Below are 22,920 nucleotides of genomic sequence, written 5' to 3'. Positions count from 1 at the left end.
GGTGTGAGAGGTCGGGAAATCACTCAGATTTCCCTCCTACTCGATTGACATAAAGAAAATTATATCTAAAATTATATAACACATGGAGGAAATGATTTATGCTGGCTAACAGAGGATACGCAGCGTATGCAAACAACAAAGTTATGACTGCTTCACCGGCAGAACTGACACTGATGCTTTATGAGGGAGCAATCAAGTTTGCAAATATTGCGATTGAGGCGATCGAGGCAAAAGATATTCAGAAAGCGCATGATAATATCATGAAAGTAGAGCGTATTATTGAGGAATTTCAGAGTACTTTAAATCATAAATATCCGGTGGCAAAAGACTTTGATGAGGTATATAATTATCTGATGGTTCGTTTACGTGATGCAAACATGAAAAAAGATAAAGAGATCATGGAAGAAGTGCTGAAACACTTGCGTACCATGCGCGATACATGGAAAGAAGTTATGAAACTGGCACATACGCAGCAGTAAGGGTACAGAGAATATGGAGAAGAATCAATATATTCCGGTTATGATACAGAGCCTGAAGAAAAAAAGCGAAATTTTAGACACCATCATGGAATTAAATATCAGGCAGGGTGAAGAACTGGAGAATCCGTCATTGGATCCGGATGATTTTGATAAAACAGTAGAGGAAAAGTCAATGCAGATCGAACAGCTGGAACTGCTGGATGATGGGTTTCAGGAACTGTTTGACCGGGTGAAGGATGATCTGAAGAATCATCCGGATATTTATCATGATGAGATCGTGCAGATGCAGGATTATATTCGTAAATTAACCAGTAAAAGTGCCACGATCCAGGTACAGGAAGCACGCAATAAAGATCTTATGACAAAAAAATTTGCATCTGTACATAAGCAGGTCAGGGAAGTCCGCAAGAGCCAGCGTGTCGTGAATCAGTATTATAAAAATATGATGAAGACAAATTATGGCGAGCCGGTGTTTACGGACAGGAAAAAATAGGAAGAAAAATAGAGATAGAAAAAAGAAAAAAATTCTTTTTTACTATAAAGTATCGGGATTAACATCCGATATATAATACAAGTAAACAAAGTGATGATGAACATTACTTGAAAAAGTTACTTGGCAGTGGAACCGAATGGAGCGTACGGCCGGGAAGGAAAACTGCAAAATTAAAGACGATGCGGCATGGAAGCCGCAGTAAATTCAAGGAGGAAATGAATTATGGTAGTACAGCACAATATGACCGCAATGAATGCGAACAGAATGTTAGGCGTTACAACAAGCGCACAGGCAAAATCTTCAGAGAAATTATCTTCTGGTTACAGAATCAACCGTGCAGGTGATGACGCTGCTGGTTTAACAATTTCTGAGAAGATGAGAAGCCAGATCCGTGGATTAAACAAAGCTTCTGACAACGCACAGGATGGTATTTCCTTAATCCAGGTTGCTGAGGGTGCATTATCTGAGACACATTCTATCTTACAGCGTATGAATGAGTTAGCTACTCAGGCTGCTAACGATACCAATACAACTGCTGATAGAGGAGCTATTCAGGATGAGATCAACCAGTTAACATCTGAGATTAACAGAATCTCTTCTACAACTCAGTTCAATACTCAGAACCTCATCGATGGTACATTCGCAAATAAAAACCTTCAGGTTGGTTCTATCTGTGGACAGAGAATTACTGTTTCTATCGACAGTATGTCTGCTGGTAGCTTAAATGTATCTGCTAACTTAGTAAAGGTTAACACTTTCAGTGCAGCAGGTGAAGCAATGTCCAATATCCAGGGCGCTATTTCTGCAATTTCTACACAGCGTTCTTACTTAGGAGCTCTTCAGAATCGTCTGGAGCATACAATCTCCAACTTGGACAACATTTCTGAGAATACTCAGTCTGCTGAATCTCGTATCCGTGATACAGATATGGCTGAAGAGATGGTTACTTACAGCAAGAACAATATTCTTGCTCAGGCAGGACAGTCTATGCTTGCTCAGGCTAACCAGTCTACTCAGGGAGTACTTTCTCTGTTACAGTAATCTGACAGAGTGTAGCGTATACTACATAATTAAAAAGCCGACAGTAAAAGCTGTCGGCTTTTTTTCTATATAATATAGAAGTATTGTGAAAAAATAATTTGGGGAAAAAGATGAACAAAGAAGAATTACTAGCAGAGATAGATGCCGTTTGTATGATGTTATATCAAAATAATGAGCATGCAGCAATTGGACGGGTATCAGAATTATTAAATATCTTTCAGGATATGATACAAACGTTATCGCAAGAGCAACTGCAGCTGGTTGGAAATTTTGCGGTTGTAATGATACAGGAGTTGCTGAAAGCATATGAAAAACAGGATATGTATGGGATGGCAGATTGCCTGATGGAAAAGGCGGTTTTATTTGTATTGTTTTATTATGGCGAAGAGTAGTGGAGTTTGTATATGGGAATTTTTGAGAAAAATATTGCAGCATTAAAGAAGAAAAATGAGAAAATTGCGGGTGCTGTCACAAATATTGACTGGAATGAGGCAAATCAATGGATCAGTGTGAAAACGGCTTCTAATGGATCGGAAATAGTGGCTGTATGCATTGATAATTATGAATGGTATCTGAATAGCCGTCTGAACCCTGAAGAGGCGGCAGACATTTATTGGGAACGTTATCCGATAAGGTTGTATGGAACCTATTTTGTTTTTGGTTTTGGAGATGGAAGGCATGTGAGAAGACTGATAGAGTGCTGCGGAGACACAAATAGGATTATTATCTGTGTACCTGATTTAGTGGTTTTTGGAGTGGTTTGCCATTATTTTGACATAGAAGATTTGATTCAGAATCAGACACTGGATTTTTATTTCCCTGAGGTTGCAGAAGGAGAGGTAGAAAATATTCTTTCTGGTGTGATTGAATATACAAAAATGAAATTAATTGATTTTTGCATTTTACCTGGATATGATGTGCGTTATGCAGATGGATGTAAAAAGTTTATAGATAGTGTTATTGAGAAAATACAAAATGAAATTGTAAACAAAAGTACACACCTCGGATTTAACAGGATGATTCCACGTCATGTGCTGTTTCATATGAAAAAAATGATTGGTCAATGTAATTTGGAACAAGTAAATCAGAAATTGGAGAAATTTGAACTTAAGAATATACCGGCAATTATTGTTTCTGCGGGACCGTCATTGGATAAAAATGTAGGGGAATTAAAAAGAGCACAGGGAAAGTCATTTATAATTGTGGTTGATGCAGCACTTCGGACTGTATTGAGAAACGGAATTAGACCGGATATGGTTTGTACTATTGATCCGGAGTCCCCGGATCGATTTTTCGAGAATTTGAATTTGGATGGTTTGCTCTGGTCATGTTCTAGAATTACACGTCCAGACGTTATAAGACAGTTTGCAGGAAAAATTTTTTACAATGGATATTATTGGGGAAAATGGAACCAGAGGATGAGTGAAGAACTTGGCTATATGTTTCCAATACTGTCTGTAGGTGGTTCAGTTACTTCGGAAGCGTTTCAGATTGCGTCATATCTTGGATTTCGGAAAATAATATTAGTTGGACAGGACATGGCATTTACGAATGGTATATCGCATACGGAAGGAATAGAGAAAGCGTTTGGTGATAACGATGAATATATCCAGAGTCGTACACTTATGGATGTAGAAGGTATTGATGGAAAGATACTTAAGACAGATTTTCAAATGTGGTGTTACAAACGATGGTTTGAAAAACTCTTTATGACAAATGAAGGAAAATATCAGATTGTAAATGCGACGGAAGGCGGAGCCAATATAGTAGGTGCACAAAATCGAACATTGAGAGAGACTATAGAAGAATGGTGTAAAGATGAAATTGATATTTACGGAACGATACAGAAAATAGAATGTCCGTTTTCGGAGAATCAGCAGAAAAAAATGTTGCTTCAACTAAAGGAAGTGAAGAAAGAACTTGAAAAGTTTGAAGAAATCATTAATGTGGTTATTGTGAAGCAGGAAGACCTCTTGGAACAGATGCAAAACTCCACACAGGGAAAGCATGATGAGGCGATGCAGTTAAGGGAATTGCTTGAACTGAATGAAAAATTAAGGGAAATGCCTGTTCAGGAGCTGGTCGTTTTATATGCACAGGAGGCAGAATATCAGATGGGCGACGAGGTCTTTCAGGAAAATTTAGAACCGAAAGATCTTGTACAGAAGAGTACGGAATTATTAAGGGGATATCAGAAGGCGATTCCATTACTAAGAGAAGATATTGAGGACTACATTATGAAAGATTAGTCAGACAAAATCTGAAGGATTGATGTTACACGATGGCAGAACGTATGGCGTTCTGCCATTTTGCCGAGTGCATTTGCAGCAATTTGCTGGCGTTCTTTTTCATGGGAGAGATAATAATTGATTTTTTGGATGAAATCCTCCTCACTCTCATAGAAAACAAAGTCTTCTTCGGGAACGAATAAATCAAGCAAATCTTCCTGATAGTTCGTAAGCAGAAAGCCGCCGCTTCCTAAAATGTCCATACAGCGAAGCGGGATACCGGTGTGAATGCTTTTTAAGCTTATATTTAAGTTGATACGGCTATGTCTGAAGATAAGTGGCATTGTGGAATACCAGTCCACAGGTCCCATAAACTGTGCATGGGGAAGTTCGGGAACCGGGTTATGAGTGTATAACTTTAACGAAAAACGATCAGAAACCTGCTTTAACAGGGAGAGTCTTTCTCGCGCAGTAATCTTTCGGCAAAGAAAATAATTTGCATATACATAGGCGGCAGATTCAGTGCCGTCTGACATTGGAGTATAAGGTGCTGCTTTCTGTAAATCGGCAATAATATCCGGAGTCAGCAGATCTTCCAGAAAAAAACTGCCATAGACATTCTGTTGCGCGCGCATGATGGCATCCAGGTAGCCGCGGGTAAAGTCAGAGATAGTTTCTAACCGGTCAAAAAAATTGTGATCTTCGTTGTAGAGTGAACCTACAAAAGAAACGTCGGCGGAGAGCTTTTCTGTCAGTGCATCCGGGCAGACCATGGCAGAGAGACGGGATACATTTGCTGCAAGTGGAAGATAATATACGGTATCAATACCAGCATTTTTGAAGGTAAGGTAAACTGACTTATCAAACAGAAAAACGTAGTTGCATGAATTGATCAAGGTATAGGAATAAAGAGCAACTAATGGACTGTCATAGATATAGGAGACATATTTGATGTTGTGGTTCTGACAGCATGCAGAAAGAATCGGGGAATAATTAAAAGAAAATACAAACGCATAGGATGCATTTGTAAGTGCAGCAGCAAATGCTTCTTCAAATTCTTTGCTGTGCCGTTCTTTATAATCTTTGTGGTAAAAAAGGTCACAGGTAATCTGATTCGCTTCAAACGCATCAATCATATCCTGTTTAGCAAAAGCAGGGGAGTCAAGAAATAATATTTTCATAAGCAGCCTTTCTAAATCGCATCTAATCCATAAGCCAGAGATATCATTTGTAGCAGACGCTCCGGATAATTATGGTATTTTTCGAGAGCAAGATAACCGTTGTGTGCAATTTCTTTCCGATCGTTTTCGTGTGTCAGGTAATATTCTGCCTTGGAGAGCAAATCATCCTCTCCGGTATAACATTCCAGATCCTGTCCGGGAGTAAAATAATCCGTCAGCTCCGACTGGTAATTTGTCAGCAAAAAACCTTCACATGCGAGCACATCAAACAGGCGTAATGGCAGCCCTGTCCGGATGGACTTGGCAGTAGGATTTAGATTAATCTTGCTGAAGTGGAAAATAAGCGGCATTTCTGTCAGTGTTTTTGCAAGTCCACGGTTGTGGACAGGAAGTCCGGTCGTGTCGCTTGCGGTGTATAAGTCTACGGAATATTTGGAGCCAAGCGTCTGCATTAACCAGAGCCGCTCCATAGCAGTTACCTTTGCACCAAGGTATAACTGCGCCATTGTGGCGCGGTCATTCCGGCGGAAGCCGGTCGGCGGAGTATAAAAACCTTCTAGAGAATTACGAAACTCTTCTACGATGGAATCCGGCAGGATTTCCTCAAGAAAATTATAACCGTAGACCTTTAACTGGGCTGCCATAATGCCTTCCAGATAACCGGTAAGATATCCTGGTTCTTTTTTCAGACGGTCATAGGGACATTTTTCAGTATAGAGTGAACCCACAAACGAGATATCACCGGAAAAACGGGAAATATCATCATCCGTGGCAGAAGATATCACTTTTTTCCAGCGCGTTGGATTGCTTGCCAGCGGCAGATGAAAAATGCAGGAAGGGTTGTAGCGGGAAAATTCGTTATACTGCGCGCGGTCAAAGAGAAAAATCCGGTTCCACGGATTGCGGATGGAATCGGAATAAAGTTCCATGACCGGACTGTCCACGGTCCAGCAGAGATAGCGAATCTGAAAAATGTTGCAGACTTCTGAGATAAAAGGGTAGAAGTTGATGCTGAAAACAAAATCATAGCTTGCCTTTTGAAGTGCTTCATTTAAAAGTGCAACACCTTCAGAGGGAAGTAACTTTTTGTTGTAAATTTCCTCTGTGATTGTGACAACTTCATTTCCAAGTTCGCAGAATCCATCGATAATATCTGGTTCACATATGCTTCCATAGCGGTAAAATAATATTTTCATGAAAAATTCCTTTAATCCTGTCTGTTTGCAAATTGAATATAGTTATTATATACTAATAAACAAAGCATTTCTACCTAAAAGGTTATGATTATAGGTGAAAAGTTCGATATAAATAATATCATGACAGCAGGATGCTGTAAGAGAAAGCAGGAGGCTTAAAATATGTTAAATGGAAAGACAATCCTTGTAACAGGGGGAACAGGTTCTTTCGGAAACCAGTTTGTAACGTATGTTTTAGAAAATTATGATCCGAAGAAAATTATTATTTATTCCAGAGATGAATATAAACAGTTCATCATGGCGAATAAATTCAAAAAATATGGTGATAAGCTGAGATTTTTTATTGGCGATGTTCGTGATAAAGAAAGATTATACAGAGCTTTTGACGGCGTGGATTATGTGGTTCATGCAGCTGCATTAAAACAGGTTCCAGCCTGTGAATACAATCCGATGGAAGCTGTGAAAACCAATATTGACGGTGCAATGAATATCGTGGATGCAGCACTTGACTGTGGTGTGAAGCGAGTAGTTGCATTGTCTACGGACAAGGCAGTAAACCCTATTAACCTTTACGGGGGTACAAAACTTGTTTCTGATAAGCTGTTTATTGCAGCAAATGCATATGCGGGAACGAAGGATGTATGTTTTTCAATTGTACGTTATGGAAACGTTGCTGGAAGCCGTGGCTCTGTTATTCCATTTTTCCGTAATATTGTAGCAAACGGTGGAAAAGAGCTTCCGATTACTGACTACCGTATGACACGTTTCTGGATTAGTCTTGACGAGGGCGTACAGCTTGTCATTAAGGCACTTTCAGAGGCAAAAGGTGGAGAAACCTTTATTTCCAAGATCCCTTCTTTTAAGATTACAGACCTTGCACAGGCAATTTTGCCGGGATGTGAAATGCCAGAGGTTGGTATCCGTGAGGGTGAGAAACTTCATGAGATTATGGTAACAAGAGAAGATTCTATGATGACTTATGAATATGATAAACATTTTATTGTATATCCACATTTTGACTGGTGGGATAATTCTAAAATACAGCCGGGCGGAAAGAAAGTTGAATCAGGATTTGAATATAGTTCGGGAAAAAATACAGAATGGCTGTCTGTAGATGAGATTGCAAGACGGTTAAAGGATGTAAAAGAACATTAAAAATTAAATTTTGTAATGAAAAATCAGAATAAAATTGGAGAGAAAATTATGATTCAGTATTGTAAAAGATGCTGCTTGCCAAGCACAAAGCCGCATTTATCATTTGATGAGGAAGGTATCTGTAATGCCTGCCGTAACTATGAGAACCGTAAGAATGTAGACTGGGATGAGCGTAAAAAAGAATTGATGGAGATTCTTGACCGTTATCGTTCTAAAGACGGAAGTAACTGGGACTGTATTATTCCGGTCAGTGGTGGAAAGGACAGCACCTATCAGGTTATCACTATGTTAGAACTTGGAATGAATCCACTCTGTGTGACAGCGACAACCTGTGACCTCACGGATATCGGAAGAAGAAATATCGAGAATATCAAAAAAATGGGTGTGGATTACATCGAAGTAACCACCAACCGTGTGGTACGTGCGAAGTTAAACCGTATCGGACTGACAGAGGTTGGTGATATTTCATGGCCGGAGCATGTAAGCATTTTTACCGTTCCGGTGAGAATGGCGGTAAATTTTAATGTACCTCTTATCATCTGGGGAGAAAATTCCCAGAACGAATATGGCGGACCGGCAGCAGCCGTTGAGAATAATGTCCTTGACCGTAGATGGTTAGAGGAGTTTGGTGGTATGCTTGGACTTCGTGTTAACGATCTTGTGGGACAGGAAGGAATTACAAAGAAAGACTTGATTCCATTTACCTATCCGACAGATGAGGAATTAAAACGTGTTGGTGTGACCGGCATTTTCCTTGGATACTACATCCCATGGGAAGGTTTACATAATGTGCTTGTGGCAAAAGCGCATGGATTTGAAAGCTGGGGCAAGGTTGTAGAAGGCGATTACGATGATTATGAGAACCTTGACAATTATCAGGCTGGTATTCATGAATATTTCAAGTATCTGAAATTTGGTTTTGGACGCTGCTCTGACCAGGCATCTATGCACATCCGCCGCGGACGTATATCAAGAGAAGAGGCAATGAAGACGGTAAAGGAGCGTGATGGAGCATTCCGATGGACTTACCTTGATAAGAAGCTTGAAGATATCTTAGAACCAATCGGTGTGACAGTAGACGAGTTTATCAAAATCTGTGATGAATTTACGAACAAAAAACTGTTTTTGACTGATAAAAACGGCAAGCTGGTTAAGGACAAAAATGGTAATCTGACTAAGATTAATTATGACAATGTAGAAGAGGACGAGAACAAATAAATGGAAACTGCGATTATCGACTATGGAATGGGTAACCTGTTGTCTGTACAGCGCGCATTTGAAAAGTGTGGATCGGATGCGGTCATCATCGGTAATCCGTTAGAACTGCGGGATGCAGATCGTATTGTACTTCCTGGAGTCGGTGCATTTCCGGATGCCATGGACAATCTCCGGAAAAACGGGTGGATAGAGGAATTAAACCGGGCAGTTTTGGAAAAAGAGACGCCGATTCTTGGAATCTGCCTTGGAATGCAGCTCCTTGCGGACAAGGGCTATGAGGTGCGGGAATGTGACGGACTGGGTTATATTCCTGGAGAAATTGTTCGTTTTACGCAGACGCAGGAAAAAGAACGGATTCCGCATGTGGGTTGGAACGAGATTTTAAAGAGGGAAGATTCGCCACTTTTTGATGGAATTGCAGACGGAACAAATTATTATTTTGTACACAGCTATCATTTTCGCGTAGCAAATGAAAAAAACATTGCTACAGTGACTCCTTACTGCGGAGAATTTGTGTCCTCTGTCATAAAGGATAATATTGTGGGGACGCAGTTCCATCCGGAGAAGAGCCAGAAGGCGGGGTTTAAGTTGATTAAGAATTTCCTTAGTATGTAGAAAAAGAGGTCGCAAAATGTTAAAGGTACGTGTGATTCCAACGTTATTATACAAATCAGTGGGACTGGTAAAAGGAGTCGGATTTAATTCCTGGCGTCGGGTGGATACGGTGTTGCCTGCCATCAAGGTTTATAATATGCGTGAGGTGGACGAGCTGATTTTGCTCGACATTGAGGCAACCAATGAAAAAAGAGACCCGGATTACGATGAAATCCGGGATTTTTCACGGGAATGTTTTGTACCGTTTTGTGTGGGTGGCGGGATTTGTCATATTGACCAGATTAAGAATCTGCTTCGTGCAGGGGCGGATAAGGTTGCAATCAACAGTGCGGCATATGATAATCTGTCTCTGATTACGGAGGGTGCGAAACTGTTTGGCTCGCAATGTATTGTGGCAAGCATTGACTGCCGTAAGATTGATGGAGAGTATCACTGTTTTTCTCACAACGGTTCGGTGGATACCGGCTGGCTTTTACAGGACTGGATTATAAAAGTGGTGGAGGCAGGTGCAGGAGAAATTCTGCTGACTTCCGTGGAACTCGACGGGACGATGGAAGGATATGATGTTGAAATGATAAAAATTGCAACGTCACTTGTGAATGTTCCGGTCATTGCCTCCGGGGGAGCCGGGAACTATGAGCATATGCGCAAGGCGGTGCAGGAAGGTGGTGCTTCTGCAGTAGCGGCAGCGAGCATTTATCATTTTACAGAGCAGACGCCGAAGGAAGCAAAGGAATATCTTGGGGAACACGGAGTTGCAGTGAGAATGATTTAGCATATCTGCGCAACGAAAAAAACGTAAAGGCTGCGGAAAAATTCAACATAGGGAGCGTTTTATAGAATATGGTTAGACAAAAGGGATGGAACGATTATGAAACATATACAGAAACTGACACTAACAAAAGCGACAGAAGAAGATTGTCGCTTTTTATATGATTTGCGTAATGAGGAGGATGTCAGAAAAAATTCGTTTCAGACAGAGACATTTTCTTATGAAAGCCATATGGCATGGTATAAGGAGAAACTTGGTGATAAGCAGACGCAAATTTATGTTTTGAAGCTGGATGGAGAGAACATCGGACAGGCTCGTGTGGATTTGCACGGAGTGGATGGAGAAATTTCTTATGCGCTCTGCCAAAAGGCAAGAGGATATGGATATGCTAAATGGATGTTAAGATGCATGGAAGAGAGACTGCGGGAGCAGGCATTTTGCAGAAAAATGACGGCTGAGGTTAAAAGAGAAAATATTGCATCACAGAAGATATTTGAAGGACTTTCATATTCGTCAGTTTCAACGGATTACGGATATATTTATGAGAAGGAAATACCACTTTTTACCATTATTATGTGTACTTATAATTCTGCACGGACAGTGGATACAGCAATATCATCCGTGAAAAACCAGAAGTTTGACGGATGGGAAATGTTAATTCTTGATAATGGCAGTTCCGATGCAACTGTGGAGAAATTGAAACAGTATGAGAGGCTTGATGAAAGGATAAAATGCATATACCGTAAAGACAATATTGGCTGGTGTAAGGGAATCAGTGAGTGCCTGAAAATGTCGGTGGGAAGCTATATGATGTTCCTTGGAGCGGATGATTTTATGACAACAGAACAGACATTGTCAGAGGTTGCAGGGGAAGTTATTAAGCACCATCCGCAAGTTATTTTCACAGGAAGCTATTATGCGAAATATGAGCAAGGTAAATTTCAGGTAGTAAATCATACATTGCCAGAGTATAAGGTGTATAAAGAAAACAGAGACAAACTGACATGCATGGCAGAATTGATGAAAAATGTCTACTACAATTCTGTGATGCACTACGTGGAAATCGTTTTTTTAAAAGAAAATGGGATTGATTTTTATTATCCATTTTATGGGGACTGCCAGGGAATGACGGAAGCAATCGTGAGGGCAGAAAAAATTGTGGTTATGAGTCAGTCAGAGTACGTATTGACGCTTAACACATCGCAATCGTCAAAAACATGCGGATATAATCATGATGAGAAACGTCAGTGGGACAGCATAAAAGCAATTTTACCAGATAAATTTAATGCAAAAGATACCAGAATTCAATATATAGCAAGACGGGTGTTAGACAATCTTACAGAGAAGTGTCAGAATATCGCGCTTGGAGAACCTCTTTGTGACAGTTATATGAATGTAATAGAAAAGAGTTTGCCAGAACGTTTTATACGTGTAGAAGAAATGATTTCTACACAGGAGATGGGTGAGATGATGAATTATGCCGGACGGGAAGAGTATGCGGAGTGCCTTATCGGGGCTGCGGGCGTGAATTACTGGATATGTAAGAAGAATAAGATGTTATTAGAAGAAATTTGCCGTAACAGCAAGTGGTTGGCGGAATTTGTGGAAGTTGCAATGGAAATGGATGAGACGGCGGGCATGGTCGTATGGAAAAAACAGTTTGACAGAGATGCGGGTGAGAGGCTGTTACAGATTTGTCAGAATCCGTGGAATCGTTTTAAAACAGGTGTGGAGTTACTGTTAAAAGACGATGTCAGGTATGAAGACACCAGAATAAGGGAGAAACTGTGCGAAGTAAAAGAAAGTGGTGTGATATATGCAATGCACAGTTTCACTCACTGACAGTAGTATTGACAGTGGGATTCATTATAATCTCACACATAGCTTCATCCCGATAGTCGCCGAAAAAAGGGCATGGTCGACACTTTCCTGGAGCGCAACAAGGATTTCCAGCCGGAAGTAGGTCTCAATACCTCAGGAGTTGTGAAAAAACTTTTGGCAGAGCCAAAGGCTTCTGATTAGGACCAGAAATATGTACTCTTTTTCCCAGCTTCTAATGTGAGATGGAAAGCATGAATGGAGTAGTCTGCGTGACGGATACGAGTGAATATTGACGAATGTAAGGGATAGGGAGGAATAAGAATTGAATGAATTCTTAACATTGATTTGCGATGCGATTGAACATATGAATATTGGCGGTTTCACTAAATTGCGCGAATTGGAACCGGAATTAAAGAGGCAGTATGATGTATTAGATCAACAGATTCAGTGGGATTGTCTGGCTGGTGTGGCAGAAACAACAAAACAGAATGGAAAATTTCAAATGCTGCTGTTTTCATATCTGTTAAGTGCATTTAGAGATGAAAAAGTGGAATATTTTATAGAAAATATGTTAATAGAAGAAAATATACCACTTTTGAGCAGAATAAATACCATCCGTCAGCTCTGGAAAGCAGTTTTTAGTTCCCCAATGGTTGCAGATGAAAAGCGTCATTATATTATTCAAAATAGTATTTATATAGATCTGGTAACACAGATTCGAAAAGAACTTAATATGAAATTGCAATATGTTCCATTTGCACAGAGGAACAAAAAAAGAGTTGTACTTATGATAGAACCTCTTTTGGGTGAAGCCCATGCACCAACTCAGAAAATGACAAATATTTATTGCTGGTTACAAAAGCTTGGATATGAAGTTTGTGTATATGCCACAAATATGAATCAAATAGAGATTTCAGAGTATTGGAATTGGTATCACTCACTGGTGGATGTATGCTGTTATCCGGAAACGGGGAGGTTTGAATTAAAACTTTTGGGGGTACATATAAAAGGATACAACCTGAATTATACGGAAGAGAATTATTTTGAAGAATTGAAAAAGGCAATACATGATATTAAAGAATATAACCCGGCATTTATACTGACGGTTGGAGATTCTAATATTCTGGCAGATCTATGTGGGGATTTTACGACGGTCTGTGCGATGGCATGTGTGAATCAGCCGGCTCAGACGGCTTCGTCTGTGATCGTAAGATACTTTCGATGTACGGAGGAAGAAAATAGAAAATATTTAGAATGGACCAGACCAGACCAGAAAATATTTGAAATGGTGTGTGTGGATGAACTGAATGCAAATGTAGAAAGTGGTGTCGATAGAAAAGATTTTGGAATTGCGGAAGATAAATTTGTAATTCTGATTGCAGGTAATCGTCTGGATACAGAAGTGACCGAAGAAGTAAAGAGGGTATTTCAAATGATTTTAGAACAAAATGAGGTGTTGTTTGTTTTTATTGGGAATTGCCCGAAACTTGAAAATGAGTTAATGGAAGAGGCAGACCATTACTGTTTTTTAGGCGCAGTGAATGATTTTAAGGGAATCATGAGGATTGGAAATCTCTTTTTAAATCCGCCGAGACAGGGAGGAGGAACTGGAGCATTTTATGCGGTGGAAAATGATGTCCCGGTATTGACTCTGCCACATTGTGATGTGGCACAGGTGGGGGAGGCATTTACCTGTGAAAAATTGTGGGATATGCCAGACATCGTAAACCGCTACATTCATGATGCTGCATTTATGGAACAACAGAAGGGAAATTGTAGAAAGAGTGCGGCAGCTATCTATGGAGTAGACAGCCTTGGAAATATCAAAAATTTTTGCAAAGAATTGCAGGAATATATTATAGAAAACGAGAATAACAGGGAAGGTTAGAGAAAACAGAGGAAGAAAGATGGATGATAAAATACTTGTAACACAAAGCTCAATGCCTCCATTTGAGGAATACATGGAAATGATAAAGCCACTCTGGGAAAGTCATTGGCTGACTAATATGGGGGATTACCATAAACGTTTGGAAGATGAATTGAGAACTTATCTGAAAGTGCCGGAGATATCGTTGACGGTAAATGGGCATATGGCATTGGAATTGGCGCTTCAATCATTAAATCTTCCAAAAGGTGGTGAAGTAATTACGACACCATTTACCTTTATTTCCACTACTCATGCGATTATACGCAATGGACTCGTACCGGTGTTCTGTGATGTGAAGGAAGATTATACTATTGATGAGAGCAAGATTGAGGAACTCATTACGGAACATACTGTCGCTATTGTGCCTGTGCATGTGTATGGAAATATTTGCAATGTAGAAGAGATTGAGCAGATTGCATACAAGTATGATCTGAAAGTTATTTATGATGCGGCACATGCATTTGGAGAAACTTATCAGGGAAAAGGGGTTGGAAGCTTTGGCGATTTATCGACGTTCAGTTTTCATGCAACAAAAGTATTCCACACGATAGAAGGGGGCTGTGTTTGTTCGAAAACGAGAGAACAGTATGAAAAGCTGTATAATCTCAAAAATTTTGGAATACGGAATGAAGAATTAATCGTTTCTGTAGGGGCAAACGCTAAGATGAATGAATTTCAGGCAGCAATGGGACTGTGCAATTTAAAATATTTGCAGCAGAATATTGAAGCTAGAAAAAGAGTTGTGGAACGTTATTGTGAAAACTTTTCGGGAGAGACGAAGCTTCGGCTGAATCAGTATCAAAAAGGCGTAGAGCCGAATTATGCTTATATGCCGGTATTGTTTGAAACGGCAGAATTACGTGATAAAGTATATACAGGACTGCGTCAGAAAAATATTTTTTCAAGAAAATATTTTTATCCGATTACTGCAGATGCAGCCTGCTTTAGGAACAAATACAAAAAGAATGATTTAGAGCACGCGAGAGATTATTCTAACAGGATTCTTGTTTTACCGTTGTATGCCAGCCTGCGGATAGAACAGGTGGATATGATCTCTAAGGCGGTTCTTGAGATACAAAAAGAGGGATAAAGTGTGAAATTCCTTTTGGTATTGAAATGGAGAATGTGATGAAAGTTGGAATTATGCAGCCGTATTTTTTGCCGTATATTGGATACTGGCAACTTATGAATGCGGTAGACCGATATGTAATTTATGATGATGTTAATTTTATTAAGGGTGGTTGGATTCATAGAAACCGTATACTGCTTGGAGGAGAGGCAAAATATATAAATGTGCCGATGCTTGGAGCGAGTTCTTTTAAAAAAATTAATGAGATAATGGTTCATCATGAAATAGCGCTTGAAAATAAAAACTTAAGGATGCTTGAAAATGCATATGGAAAAGCACCATATTTTCAGGAGATATTTCCGATATTAGAGAGGATAATCCGAAATCCAGAAGAATCACTTGCATTGTATTTGGCGGATTCTATCCGTGAGATTCATGATTATCTGGAAATGAAATCAGAACTTGTTTTGTCATCTGATTTAAAAAAGGACTGTAGCAAACGTGGACAGGAAAAGGTACTGGAAATTTGTAAGTTGCTGCAGGCAGATACCTATTATAATGCAATTGGTGGTCAGGCACTTTATTCTTTTTCTGATTTTAAAGAGAATGGGATTATGCTTAAATTTTTAAAGACCGGGGAAATAAAGTATCAGCAGTTTGGGGATAAATTTGTTCCGGGACTTTCCATAGTAGATGTGTTAATGTTTAACAGTAAAGAAGAAGTTCGTAAACAATTACAGAATTATATGCTGGTGCAGGAAGAAGAATGAGAGAATTTGGCGGATATATTGAAATAGAACATTACAAAGGAAATGAATATCACACAGAATGTCTGGCATTAAACAATGGCAGAAATTGCCTGAGATATCTGATCCGTACGAGACGGATACGAAAAATAATGCTGCCGTATTTGCAATGCCGGGTGATTGAAGAGGTATGTAGGAGAGAAGGCGTACAGATACAGTGGTATGAGGTAAAGTCGTTTGAAAAACCTTATCAGGGGAAATATCCGGAGGAGGATGTTTTTTTATATCTTATCAATTACTATGGACAGCTTGAGAAGAATTATGTGGAAGAATTGTTTGCTGGGCATAAAAGAATCATTGTAGATAATGCGCAGGATTTTTTCTGTAAACCAATAGATGGTGTGGATACAATTTATACCTGCCGGAAATTTTTTGGAGTGCCGGACGGTGCATATTTATATACGGATGTGCAAGCGAAAATTACCTTACAAGCAGATTTCTCTTATGACAGAATGGAATTTTTGCTTGGAAGATATGAATGTGGTGCAGAGAAGTTTTACCGGAATTATCAGGAGAATGAAGCGTGGATGGACAAGCAGGAGCTGTTTGCAATGTCGGCACTGACACATAACATCTTACGAAGCATTGATTATGAAAGAGTAAAGAAAACACGTACCAGTAATGCAAAGAGACTAGATGCAGGGTTGGGTGAAAAAAATCTTTTGATGGTAAAGAATATGACAGGTGCCTATTTATATCCTTATTTTTGTGCTGATGGGGAAAGGCTTCGAAGAAAATTAATTGAACGCAAGATTTTTGTGCCAGTTTTATGGCAGAATGTGTTAGAAGATTGTGAAATACATACTGCGGAATATAACTATAGTAGAAATGTGGTGCCGCTTCCTTGTGACCAGAGATACACGGAGAATGATATGGATGAAGTAATAGCGGTGGTCAAAGAATTGGAGGAAAGGTAGAATGAAAAAAATTATTATTTTTGGGGCGACGGGAAATGTAGGGTCTTATGTTTTGAAATATGCGAGAGAATATTTTAATCCAGAAGAATATGAGGTAATTGCATCCGGAAGACGTAGAACGGATTTTTTCGAAAAACAGGGAATTCCGTATTATTCTGTGGATATTTCTCGTGAGGAAGAGTTTGAGAAACTTCCGAAAGAGGATGTGTATGCGGTAATTTATTTAGCTGCAGTTATTCCTTCTTACATGGAGGAGTACAATCCGGAGAGTTATATTAAAACGAATATAGTTGGAACATACCATGTGTTAGAGTATTGCAGACGTGTTCATGCAGACCGGATATTGTTTTCCACGACGGTGTTTGATATTTCACTTTTTGCAACGGACGGCACAGTTTTAAAGCCGGATTTGCCATACAATTTCAGTTATAAGGGAGACCATGCAGTCTATGTTATTACGAAAAATACAGCGATTGAACTGTTAGAACATTATCATCAGGAATATGGTTTGAAAAAGTTTGTTTTCCGTTTCCCGACAATCTACAGTTATAGCCCATATCACTATTATTTTCCGAATGGTAAAAAGACATTGCGTCCGGTATACCGCATGATTGAGCTTGCTATGAAGGGAGAACCAATTGAACTGTGGGGGAATCCGGACTATTCTAAAGATATGGTGCATGTTTATGATTGTGCTCAGATGCTTTGCAAGGCGGTAGAAGCAGACCGTGAAGAAGGTTTTTACAATGTGGGTACCGGAATTCCAGTGACGTTAAAGGAACAGATCGAGACAATTATTGAAGTGTTTTCACCAAAGGATCATCCATCCCAGATTGTATACAGACCTGACTTGCCGGCATCAGGAGGATTCCTGATGGATGTCGAAAATGCGAAAAAAGAGCTTGGATATGAGCCAAAATACGATTGCAGAAAATTATTTGAAGATTATAAGGCGGAAATGAAAATCAATCGTTTTAAGGAATTAAGGAAGCAGGATTAGAGGAAAACTATTATGAGACAGACAGAGCCGGTCAGCATCATATTGCCGACTTACAACCGGGCAAATCAGATTGGAAAAGCAATTGAAAGCGTGCTTGCGCAGACCTATGAAGACTTTGAGCTGATTGTTGTGGATGATGGCTCTACGGATGAAACAGAGAAAGTGGTTACTTCGTATAAGGACTGCAGGATTCGTTATCACCGGATGCCGGAAAATGGGGGACAGTCAAGGGCTAGAAACTGCGGAATGAAACTGGCACGCTATGATTATCTGGCATTTGAGGACAGCGATGATTTGTGGCGTCCGGGAAAATTAAAAGCACAGATGGAAGCAATGCGTAATGCCGGGACGAATGTGGGGATGGTTTACCATAAGTTCCGCTACGATCTCGGAGCAGGGAGAGGCATGGTGCTCCCGGATGAAAAAATTCCATATGAAAAGAAAAGCGGGGATATCTATGCACAGCTTTTGTGGGACAATCTGGTAGGAATTCCGACAATGTTGTTAAAGAAGGAATGTGTTGAGGCAGTCGGGGGACTTGATGAATCGTTACGATGTCTGGAAGATTATGATTTTGCCTTGCGGATTGCAAAAAAATATCAGGCGATTTTTCTTGATGAGATATACCTTGATGCCAGTTACTCGGTTTCGGGAGTATCAGGCGGTGACAGTGGACAGTATCTCATCGCAAGCTGTCTGCTGCTTGCAAAGTATAAGGCAGACTATCTTGCGACCGATACTTTTAATCACAGAGTAGAAATTATTTTACGGGATGCCGGGCGGCTTGGTGCCACGGAACAGATTGTGGAACTGTTAGAAAAAGTATTGCAAATGTAAGGCTTAATTTACACACCAGTCATCTTTAGAGTAAGGAGCCTTTGACATTGCCCAATCAAACGGGACGTCGGCACTGCAGTAGCGGCAGGATTCCATTGGTGTAATCAGACGTTTCTGGATTTCCCAGCCGGTGAGTCCGGGTTCGTACAGGTCGATGCCCTCTTCCTCTGGAAGGTTTTCATGGAAATAGTCGTTAAAGTAGTGAACAACGAAAGGCTGGCAGCATGCCGCCATTTTACCCTTTGCGAGAAACGTACAGTTTCTGCGGATACAGTTTGCAAAGACCTGTTCTTTATCGGAGTCCCCCTGCGGATTTAAATACTTGGAAAAACACTCTTTTCCTTCACGCAGATCAGCGGAGAGGGCATGTGCCTGGATAAAAGAAATAATTTTATCACGGTCAAGGCAGGTATAGTCTGAAATGCTGATGTGTACACGATTTTCTTTGATCATCTGAATGACTTCTTTCTTTAAGGAGAGAAGAAGCAGTCCGTTTGTGACAATAATCAGATTCGTATAGGGAAATGCTTTGCGTACAGTGTTGATGTAGACACCGATTTCTGGGTTTAATAACGGTTCGCCTCCGAGCAGATAAAAATCATGAATCTGCGAGAAATAGCCGGTAAGCTGCTGAAGGTCGCGCACAAACTGTTCTTTATCCGGAAAGACAGGCTGTGGCACGAGGTTGGAAAAATGGCTGCATCCCTTGCAGTTTAAGTTGCAGTGGTCGGCAAGGTGAAATTCAAGCTGCATCAGCTCTGGGAGTACTTCTTTATAAGGATAAAGAATGGCATCACCGTCAATGGATTCGGAAAGCTCGAGTTTCTGGTAAAGAGTATGTGGAATGACATAGATATTTTCAATGCCAAGTTCTTTTAAAAGACGGAAATAGTAGGGATTTTCCCCTTGAATGTTAATGACACCGTCAATCTGGTGTGAACGGTAGAGGGTTGCGGTTTCCTCTGGCGTATAGGTTACGGAAGAGGAAGCAAACTGCCCAAGGGAAACGCTCGAAAGTCCGGCGATAAAGATATCCGGCCGGTAGGTCTGAAGTAACTGTAGGCTTCTATTCCAGTTTGGAATATCTCCAAATAAAATCAGTTTCATGTAAATTCTCCTGTAAAGTATAAGATATCGATGATGCAGTGATACAAAGTATAAAGTGCATATCTGTATATATCGGAGAAAAGAGCGGAAATGTAAATGGATTTTAGAACATTAAAGAAGAAAAATGATATAGCCGATAAAAAAACAGTATGGGACGTTGTAAGGGAGAGATTTATGAAACGGGTTTTAAGACAGGTGGCAGAAGGAATTTCGTTTTTGGAATTTTTGTTAGATGAGACGATCTGCGAGGGAGATATTCTGATCCCAAAAGAACTGATCCAGTTAGCGGGTGGCAGAAATGACCGGCTTCCGGCGAAAAAAAAGTATGAGCTTTTACTTCGGATTGCACAGAGAACGTCATTTGATCTGACAGAGGAGTCGTCCGGGGACATGGGGATGGAACTTTTGACGGATGACACCGCAGAAGAGGCATCAGACGGCTGGAAAACAGATTGTTACATCATTGGAAAATACAGTCAGATATTACAGGAAAATCAGGTGTTTGAAATGGCAGTGGCATCTGTGCTTGAGGAGGCACAAAGCCATGGGCATTATGAGCAGGCGGTTTCCTTTTTGGAGGCAATGATAGGGCATGCGGAATTGTTTTATGAACTTGACGCGCCAACAGAGCCAGTGTTGATTTACAAGGGAGATGATGTGTGTCACAATGTGCTGACCGTGTTTGCAGAACAGTTCGGGGAGGCACTGGGGAGAGCGGGAGCACAGATTATCTGGTATGATATGGCAAACCAGCCGCTAGAGGAACTTTTGCAGTACCGGAACCGGCACTTTAAGGCGGTTATCGGCGTACAGAGTTATCTGTTTTCTGTGAAGATGAAGGATGAGATTCATTATCTGCACGAGACAATTTACGGGCCGAAATTTAACTTCATTTTTGATCATCCGGTGTGGATGAAAAAACATTTGGAACATCAGTATCCTGATTTTTATGTACTCACACATGATGCGGACTATGTGGCATTTGTGCAGAACTATTTCAGAAAAAATGCAGTGTTGTTTCCACCAGCCGGGATTGAGCCGACGTGTAAGAACGAGGTCACCAGAAAATATGATCTGACATTCGTGGGAACTTATGGAAATTACTGGAATGAAATATTACTGATTCACCAGATGGAGCGAAAGGAGCGTTTCCTTGCAAACCGGTTTTTGCTTGTGATGCGAAAAAATCCCGATTTGTCATCGGAGGAAGCACTGAAAAGAGCGCTTATATTTTACGGCAGAAGCGTGGACAAAAAGGAGTTCGTGGAAATTTTATATGGACTGCGCCGAGTCATTTACTGCGTGATGCACTATTACAGAGACCGGGTGCTCCGGGTTCTGTTAGACAGCGGACTTACGGTGAATGTGTTTGGTGACAGCTGGAGGAACAGCCCGCTGGCTGCGTATGAGAATCTGATCTGTCATCCGGATGTCACAGTGGAGGAGAGTCTTTTGATCTGGCAGCAGTCGAAGCTTTCATTAAACATTATGTCGTGGCATAAAGCCGGGTTTACCGAGCGGATGGCAAATATTATGCTGGCAGGGGCGGTGCTTGTGACGGACGATACCAGATATTTGGAAGGAAGATATGAAAATGGAAAAGATTTGGTAAGTTTTGGACTTGCGGAGCGGGAGACACTACCAGAGCGGATAAAACGACTGCTTTCCGATGAGGCGGAAAGGGTACGGATTGCAGAGAGCGGAAGAGAGAAGACAAAGCAGTTTCATACCTGGGATGTTCGGGCAAAAGAATTTTTAGAATTGCTTGAGACACTGAATAAAAATGGGAGGTAATATAAATACGATGGAAAAATATGAAAAGCGCTTGGACGAGGAACAATGGGGAGAACTTTATAATAAAGAGCAGGCAGAGCAGGTTATTAATGGAATACTGACGGAGCAGGTGTTCTGCTGGACTGAGGAGTTATTAAAAATTTCTGCCGAGGGAGACAAGATGTGTGAGGTTGGCTGTGGTTCAGGTCAAAGTGCCGCATATCTGCAAAGGCATGGAAGAAAGGTGACAGCGCTTGACTTCTCCAAAGAATGTGTAGAATTGGTTAATGTGATAAACAGCCACCTGAATCTTGGAATGAATGTGGTCTGTACGGATGCGACAAAGCCGCTTCCGTTTGAGGAAAAAGAATTTGACTATATTTATCAGTGCGGACTTCTGGAGCATTTCCATACAGATGAGAGAATTGATTTGTTAAAAAACTGGAGCCATTATACGAAACACATGATTTCCATGATTCCGAATGCGGCAAGCATCGCATATCGCACTGGGAAGGCAATGATGGAGCAGCAGGGCGTCTGGTCATATGGGTTAGAATTACCGCAGTACAGTCTTGGCAGCGAGTTTGAGCAGGCTGGGATCCACAATGTGAGAGAGTATACGATTGGCGCAGAGCACGCACTTGCATTTCTGCCGGAGGAGCATTATTTAAGAAAAGCATTGCAGCTGTGGCTACTAGAAAGCAGACAGCTTGGGATGGAGGATATCTGTGGACAGGGGTATCTTCTGGTAACAATTGGGGATTGCGAATAAATAGCAACGTCTTTGGGGATTAAACTAAGGAAAATGTCACTTTATGCCGATATAATATTTAAAATGTAAAGAGAAAGGAACGCCAAATGGCATTGCTATTGTTGGCAGGGAAGAATCATGGAAGATAACAGAAAAGAGCAGATTGAGGCACTGGAGGTGCTTTTGGAGTTCAATGAACGTCTTGTAAAGAATATGAATATTATTGTGAAGGAATTATCCGGCAAGCGTCTGGATGATACCGATAAATTTTTAAAATCCATTGTAGATGCTATCAACTGGGAAATTCAGGTGGTAAATGGAACCTTGGAAGTGATCAATGACGGAGAGGAACGCCTTGATAAAGAAGCATTTAACAAGGCAGTTTCCGAATTGGCAGAGGCAATTAAGGCAAAGGATGATGCGGCAATGGCAGCGGAGTTCCAGAATGTGATTCCGGTGTTTGAAAAGCTGGGAGAGATTGCTGCGAAAGTAGTAAAATAGAAATTTGAAACTGTCATGTTAGCGCATATACTA

The 22,920-nt window shown here is 40.6% G+C and carries 22 protein-coding genes; 19 read left to right on the top strand and 3 right to left on the bottom strand.

The annotated features are described in order from the left end of the window. Positions 1 to 98: 98 nt before the first annotated feature. The 5 genes from fliS to DXA60_RS13510 all read left to right on the top strand — a co-directional run bounded on the left by fliS (position 99) and on the right by DXA60_RS13510 (position 4,262). Positions 99 to 479, top strand: a complete 381-nt coding sequence (fliS, locus tag DXA60_RS13530; RefSeq protein WP_055195726.1) for a flagellar export chaperone FliS — start codon at positions 99 to 101, stop codon at positions 477 to 479. 13 nt (positions 480 to 492) lie between these two features. Next, positions 493 to 972 carry a flagellar protein FliT gene (locus DXA60_RS13525; RefSeq protein WP_117921919.1) on the top strand — a complete coding sequence of 160 codons (480 nt, stop codon included), beginning with the start codon at positions 493 to 495 and terminating at the stop codon, positions 970 to 972. A gap of 222 nt (positions 973 to 1,194) precedes the next feature. After that, a complete protein-coding gene (locus tag DXA60_RS13520) occupies positions 1,195 to 2,013 on the top strand; it encodes a flagellin N-terminal helical domain-containing protein (RefSeq protein WP_006857364.1) in 819 nt (272 codons plus the stop codon). A gap of 110 nt (positions 2,014 to 2,123) precedes the next feature. Continuing rightward, entirely contained in the window at positions 2,124 to 2,405 is a 282-nt protein-coding gene (locus tag DXA60_RS13515) for a hypothetical protein (protein ID WP_117921918.1), read from the top strand. A gap of 12 nt (positions 2,406 to 2,417) precedes the next feature. Further along, positions 2,418 to 4,262, top strand: coding sequence for a motility associated factor glycosyltransferase family protein (locus DXA60_RS13510; RefSeq protein WP_117921917.1), 1,845 nt, complete (start codon positions 2,418 to 2,420; stop codon positions 4,260 to 4,262). On the opposite strand, the gene DXA60_RS13505 is transcribed toward DXA60_RS13510, so the two are convergent. Next, entirely contained in the window at positions 4,259 to 5,422 is a 1,164-nt protein-coding gene (locus DXA60_RS13505) for a CgeB family protein (protein WP_117921916.1), read from the bottom strand. The genes DXA60_RS13510 and DXA60_RS13505 overlap by 4 nt on opposite strands. A gap of 11 nt (positions 5,423 to 5,433) precedes the next feature. Then, positions 5,434 to 6,618, bottom strand: a complete 1,185-nt coding sequence (locus tag DXA60_RS13500; RefSeq protein ID WP_117921915.1) for a CgeB family protein — start codon at positions 6,616 to 6,618, stop codon at positions 5,434 to 5,436. Positions 6,619 to 6,780: 162 nt separating this feature from the next. On the opposite strand from DXA60_RS13500, the gene pseB reads away from it, so the two are divergent. From pseB to DXA60_RS13445, 11 genes are all read left to right on the top strand, one after another. Next, positions 6,781 to 7,773, top strand: a complete 993-nt coding sequence (gene pseB / locus DXA60_RS13495) for a UDP-N-acetylglucosamine 4,6-dehydratase (inverting) (RefSeq protein WP_006857359.1) — start codon at positions 6,781 to 6,783, stop codon at positions 7,771 to 7,773. Between the two features lie 48 nt (positions 7,774 to 7,821). After that, the gene (locus DXA60_RS13490; RefSeq protein WP_117921914.1) at positions 7,822 to 8,991 is read left to right on the top strand and encodes an N-acetyl sugar amidotransferase; all 1,170 of its coding nucleotides are present in this window, start codon (positions 7,822 to 7,824) and stop codon (positions 8,989 to 8,991) included. Beyond that, entirely contained in the window at positions 8,992 to 9,606 is a 615-nt protein-coding gene (hisH, locus tag DXA60_RS13485; RefSeq protein ID WP_117921913.1) for an imidazole glycerol phosphate synthase subunit HisH, read from the top strand. It abuts the gene before it with no gap. 16 nt (positions 9,607 to 9,622) lie between these two features. Then, a complete protein-coding gene (gene hisF, locus DXA60_RS13480) occupies positions 9,623 to 10,381 on the top strand; it encodes an imidazole glycerol phosphate synthase subunit HisF (RefSeq protein ID WP_006857357.1) in 759 nt (252 codons plus the stop codon). 96 nt (positions 10,382 to 10,477) lie between these two features. Next, entirely contained in the window at positions 10,478 to 12,220 is a 1,743-nt protein-coding gene (locus DXA60_RS13475; protein WP_117921912.1) for a GNAT family N-acetyltransferase, read from the top strand. 301 nt (positions 12,221 to 12,521) lie between these two features. Continuing rightward, on the top strand, positions 12,522 to 14,087 hold the full coding sequence (locus DXA60_RS13470) for a hypothetical protein (protein ID WP_117921911.1): 1,566 nt from the start codon (positions 12,522 to 12,524) through the stop codon (positions 14,085 to 14,087). Positions 14,088 to 14,106: 19 nt separating this feature from the next. After that, positions 14,107 to 15,216 (top strand): DegT/DnrJ/EryC1/StrS family aminotransferase, encoded by a 1,110-nt coding sequence (locus DXA60_RS13465; protein WP_117921910.1) that lies wholly within the window; start codon positions 14,107 to 14,109, stop codon positions 15,214 to 15,216. A gap of 38 nt (positions 15,217 to 15,254) precedes the next feature. Continuing rightward, entirely contained in the window at positions 15,255 to 15,965 is a 711-nt protein-coding gene (locus tag DXA60_RS13460; RefSeq protein ID WP_243006891.1) for a WbqC family protein, read from the top strand. Further along, positions 15,962 to 16,918 (top strand): hypothetical protein, encoded by a 957-nt coding sequence (locus tag DXA60_RS13455; RefSeq protein WP_006857355.1) that lies wholly within the window; start codon positions 15,962 to 15,964, stop codon positions 16,916 to 16,918. The genes DXA60_RS13460 and DXA60_RS13455 overlap by 4 nt, the downstream gene beginning before the upstream one ends. A 1-nt stretch (position 16,919) precedes the next feature. Then, on the top strand, positions 16,920 to 17,918 hold the full coding sequence (locus DXA60_RS13450) for an NAD-dependent epimerase/dehydratase family protein (protein ID WP_117921908.1): 999 nt from the start codon (positions 16,920 to 16,922) through the stop codon (positions 17,916 to 17,918). A 12-nt stretch (positions 17,919 to 17,930) separates the two neighbouring features. Next, positions 17,931 to 18,755 (top strand): glycosyltransferase family 2 protein, encoded by an 825-nt coding sequence (locus tag DXA60_RS13445; protein WP_117921907.1) that lies wholly within the window; start codon positions 17,931 to 17,933, stop codon positions 18,753 to 18,755. Between the two features lie 3 nt (positions 18,756 to 18,758). Here the strand turns inward: DXA60_RS13445 and DXA60_RS13440 are convergent, their stop codons facing one another. Continuing rightward, positions 18,759 to 19,862 (bottom strand): radical SAM protein, encoded by a 1,104-nt coding sequence (locus DXA60_RS13440; protein ID WP_117921906.1) that lies wholly within the window; start codon positions 19,860 to 19,862, stop codon positions 18,759 to 18,761. A gap of 174 nt (positions 19,863 to 20,036) precedes the next feature. On the opposite strand from DXA60_RS13440, the gene DXA60_RS13435 reads away from it, so the two are divergent. The 3 genes from DXA60_RS13435 (at position 20,037) to DXA60_RS13425 (ending at position 22,887) form a co-directional block, all read left to right on the top strand. After that, positions 20,037 to 21,656, top strand: a complete 1,620-nt coding sequence (locus DXA60_RS13435; protein ID WP_117921922.1) for a glycosyltransferase family protein — start codon at positions 20,037 to 20,039, stop codon at positions 21,654 to 21,656. A gap of 10 nt (positions 21,657 to 21,666) precedes the next feature. Further along, the gene (locus DXA60_RS13430; protein WP_243006890.1) at positions 21,667 to 22,407 is read left to right on the top strand and encodes a class I SAM-dependent methyltransferase; all 741 of its coding nucleotides are present in this window, start codon (positions 21,667 to 21,669) and stop codon (positions 22,405 to 22,407) included. A gap of 117 nt (positions 22,408 to 22,524) precedes the next feature. Further along, entirely contained in the window at positions 22,525 to 22,887 is a 363-nt protein-coding gene (locus tag DXA60_RS13425; protein WP_117921904.1) for a molecular chaperone, read from the top strand. Positions 22,888 to 22,920: the final 33 nt, after the last annotated feature.

It is taken from the genome of Roseburia sp. OF03-24 (genome assembly GCF_003463035.1).
GTDB lineage: Bacteria > Bacillota > Clostridia > Lachnospirales > Lachnospiraceae > Roseburia > Roseburia rectibacter.
Note: the sequence above shows the minus strand (reverse complement) of the source record. Positions and strands in the feature narration are given on the sequence as shown.

Bases quoted from the DNA above. Each gene is read 5' to 3' on its own strand.
- fliS (WP_055195726.1), top strand. From the start codon at position 99: ATGCTGGCTAACAGAGGATACGCAGCGTATGCAAACAACAAAGTTATG.
- DXA60_RS13525 (WP_117921919.1), top strand. From the start codon at position 493: ATGGAGAAGAATCAATATATTCCGGTTATGATACAGAGCCTGAAGAAA.
- DXA60_RS13520 (WP_006857364.1), top strand. From the start codon at position 1,195: ATGGTAGTACAGCACAATATGACCGCAATGAATGCGAACAGAATGTTA.
- DXA60_RS13515 (WP_117921918.1), top strand. From the start codon at position 2,124: ATGAACAAAGAAGAATTACTAGCAGAGATAGATGCCGTTTGTATGATG.
- DXA60_RS13510 (WP_117921917.1), top strand. From the start codon at position 2,418: ATGGGAATTTTTGAGAAAAATATTGCAGCATTAAAGAAGAAAAATGAG.
- DXA60_RS13505 (WP_117921916.1), bottom strand. From the start codon at position 5,422: ATGAAAATATTATTTCTTGACTCCCCTGCTTTTGCTAAACAGGATATG.
- DXA60_RS13500 (WP_117921915.1), bottom strand. From the start codon at position 6,618: ATGAAAATATTATTTTACCGCTATGGAAGCATATGTGAACCAGATATT.
- pseB (WP_006857359.1), top strand. From the start codon at position 6,781: ATGTTAAATGGAAAGACAATCCTTGTAACAGGGGGAACAGGTTCTTTC.
- DXA60_RS13490 (WP_117921914.1), top strand. From the start codon at position 7,822: ATGATTCAGTATTGTAAAAGATGCTGCTTGCCAAGCACAAAGCCGCAT.
- hisH (WP_117921913.1), top strand. From the start codon at position 8,992: ATGGAAACTGCGATTATCGACTATGGAATGGGTAACCTGTTGTCTGTA.
- hisF (WP_006857357.1), top strand. From the start codon at position 9,623: ATGTTAAAGGTACGTGTGATTCCAACGTTATTATACAAATCAGTGGGA.
- DXA60_RS13475 (WP_117921912.1), top strand. From the start codon at position 10,478: ATGAAACATATACAGAAACTGACACTAACAAAAGCGACAGAAGAAGAT.
- DXA60_RS13465 (WP_117921910.1), top strand. From the start codon at position 14,107: ATGGATGATAAAATACTTGTAACACAAAGCTCAATGCCTCCATTTGAG.
- DXA60_RS13460 (WP_243006891.1), top strand. From the start codon at position 15,255: ATGAAAGTTGGAATTATGCAGCCGTATTTTTTGCCGTATATTGGATAC.
- DXA60_RS13455 (WP_006857355.1), top strand. From the start codon at position 15,962: ATGAGAGAATTTGGCGGATATATTGAAATAGAACATTACAAAGGAAAT.
- DXA60_RS13450 (WP_117921908.1), top strand. From the start codon at position 16,920: ATGAAAAAAATTATTATTTTTGGGGCGACGGGAAATGTAGGGTCTTAT.
- DXA60_RS13445 (WP_117921907.1), top strand. From the start codon at position 17,931: ATGAGACAGACAGAGCCGGTCAGCATCATATTGCCGACTTACAACCGG.
- DXA60_RS13440 (WP_117921906.1), bottom strand. From the start codon at position 19,862: ATGAAACTGATTTTATTTGGAGATATTCCAAACTGGAATAGAAGCCTA.
- DXA60_RS13435 (WP_117921922.1), top strand. From the start codon at position 20,037: ATGAAACGGGTTTTAAGACAGGTGGCAGAAGGAATTTCGTTTTTGGAA.
- DXA60_RS13430 (WP_243006890.1), top strand. From the start codon at position 21,667: ATGGAAAAATATGAAAAGCGCTTGGACGAGGAACAATGGGGAGAACTT.
- DXA60_RS13425 (WP_117921904.1), top strand. From the start codon at position 22,525: ATGGAAGATAACAGAAAAGAGCAGATTGAGGCACTGGAGGTGCTTTTG.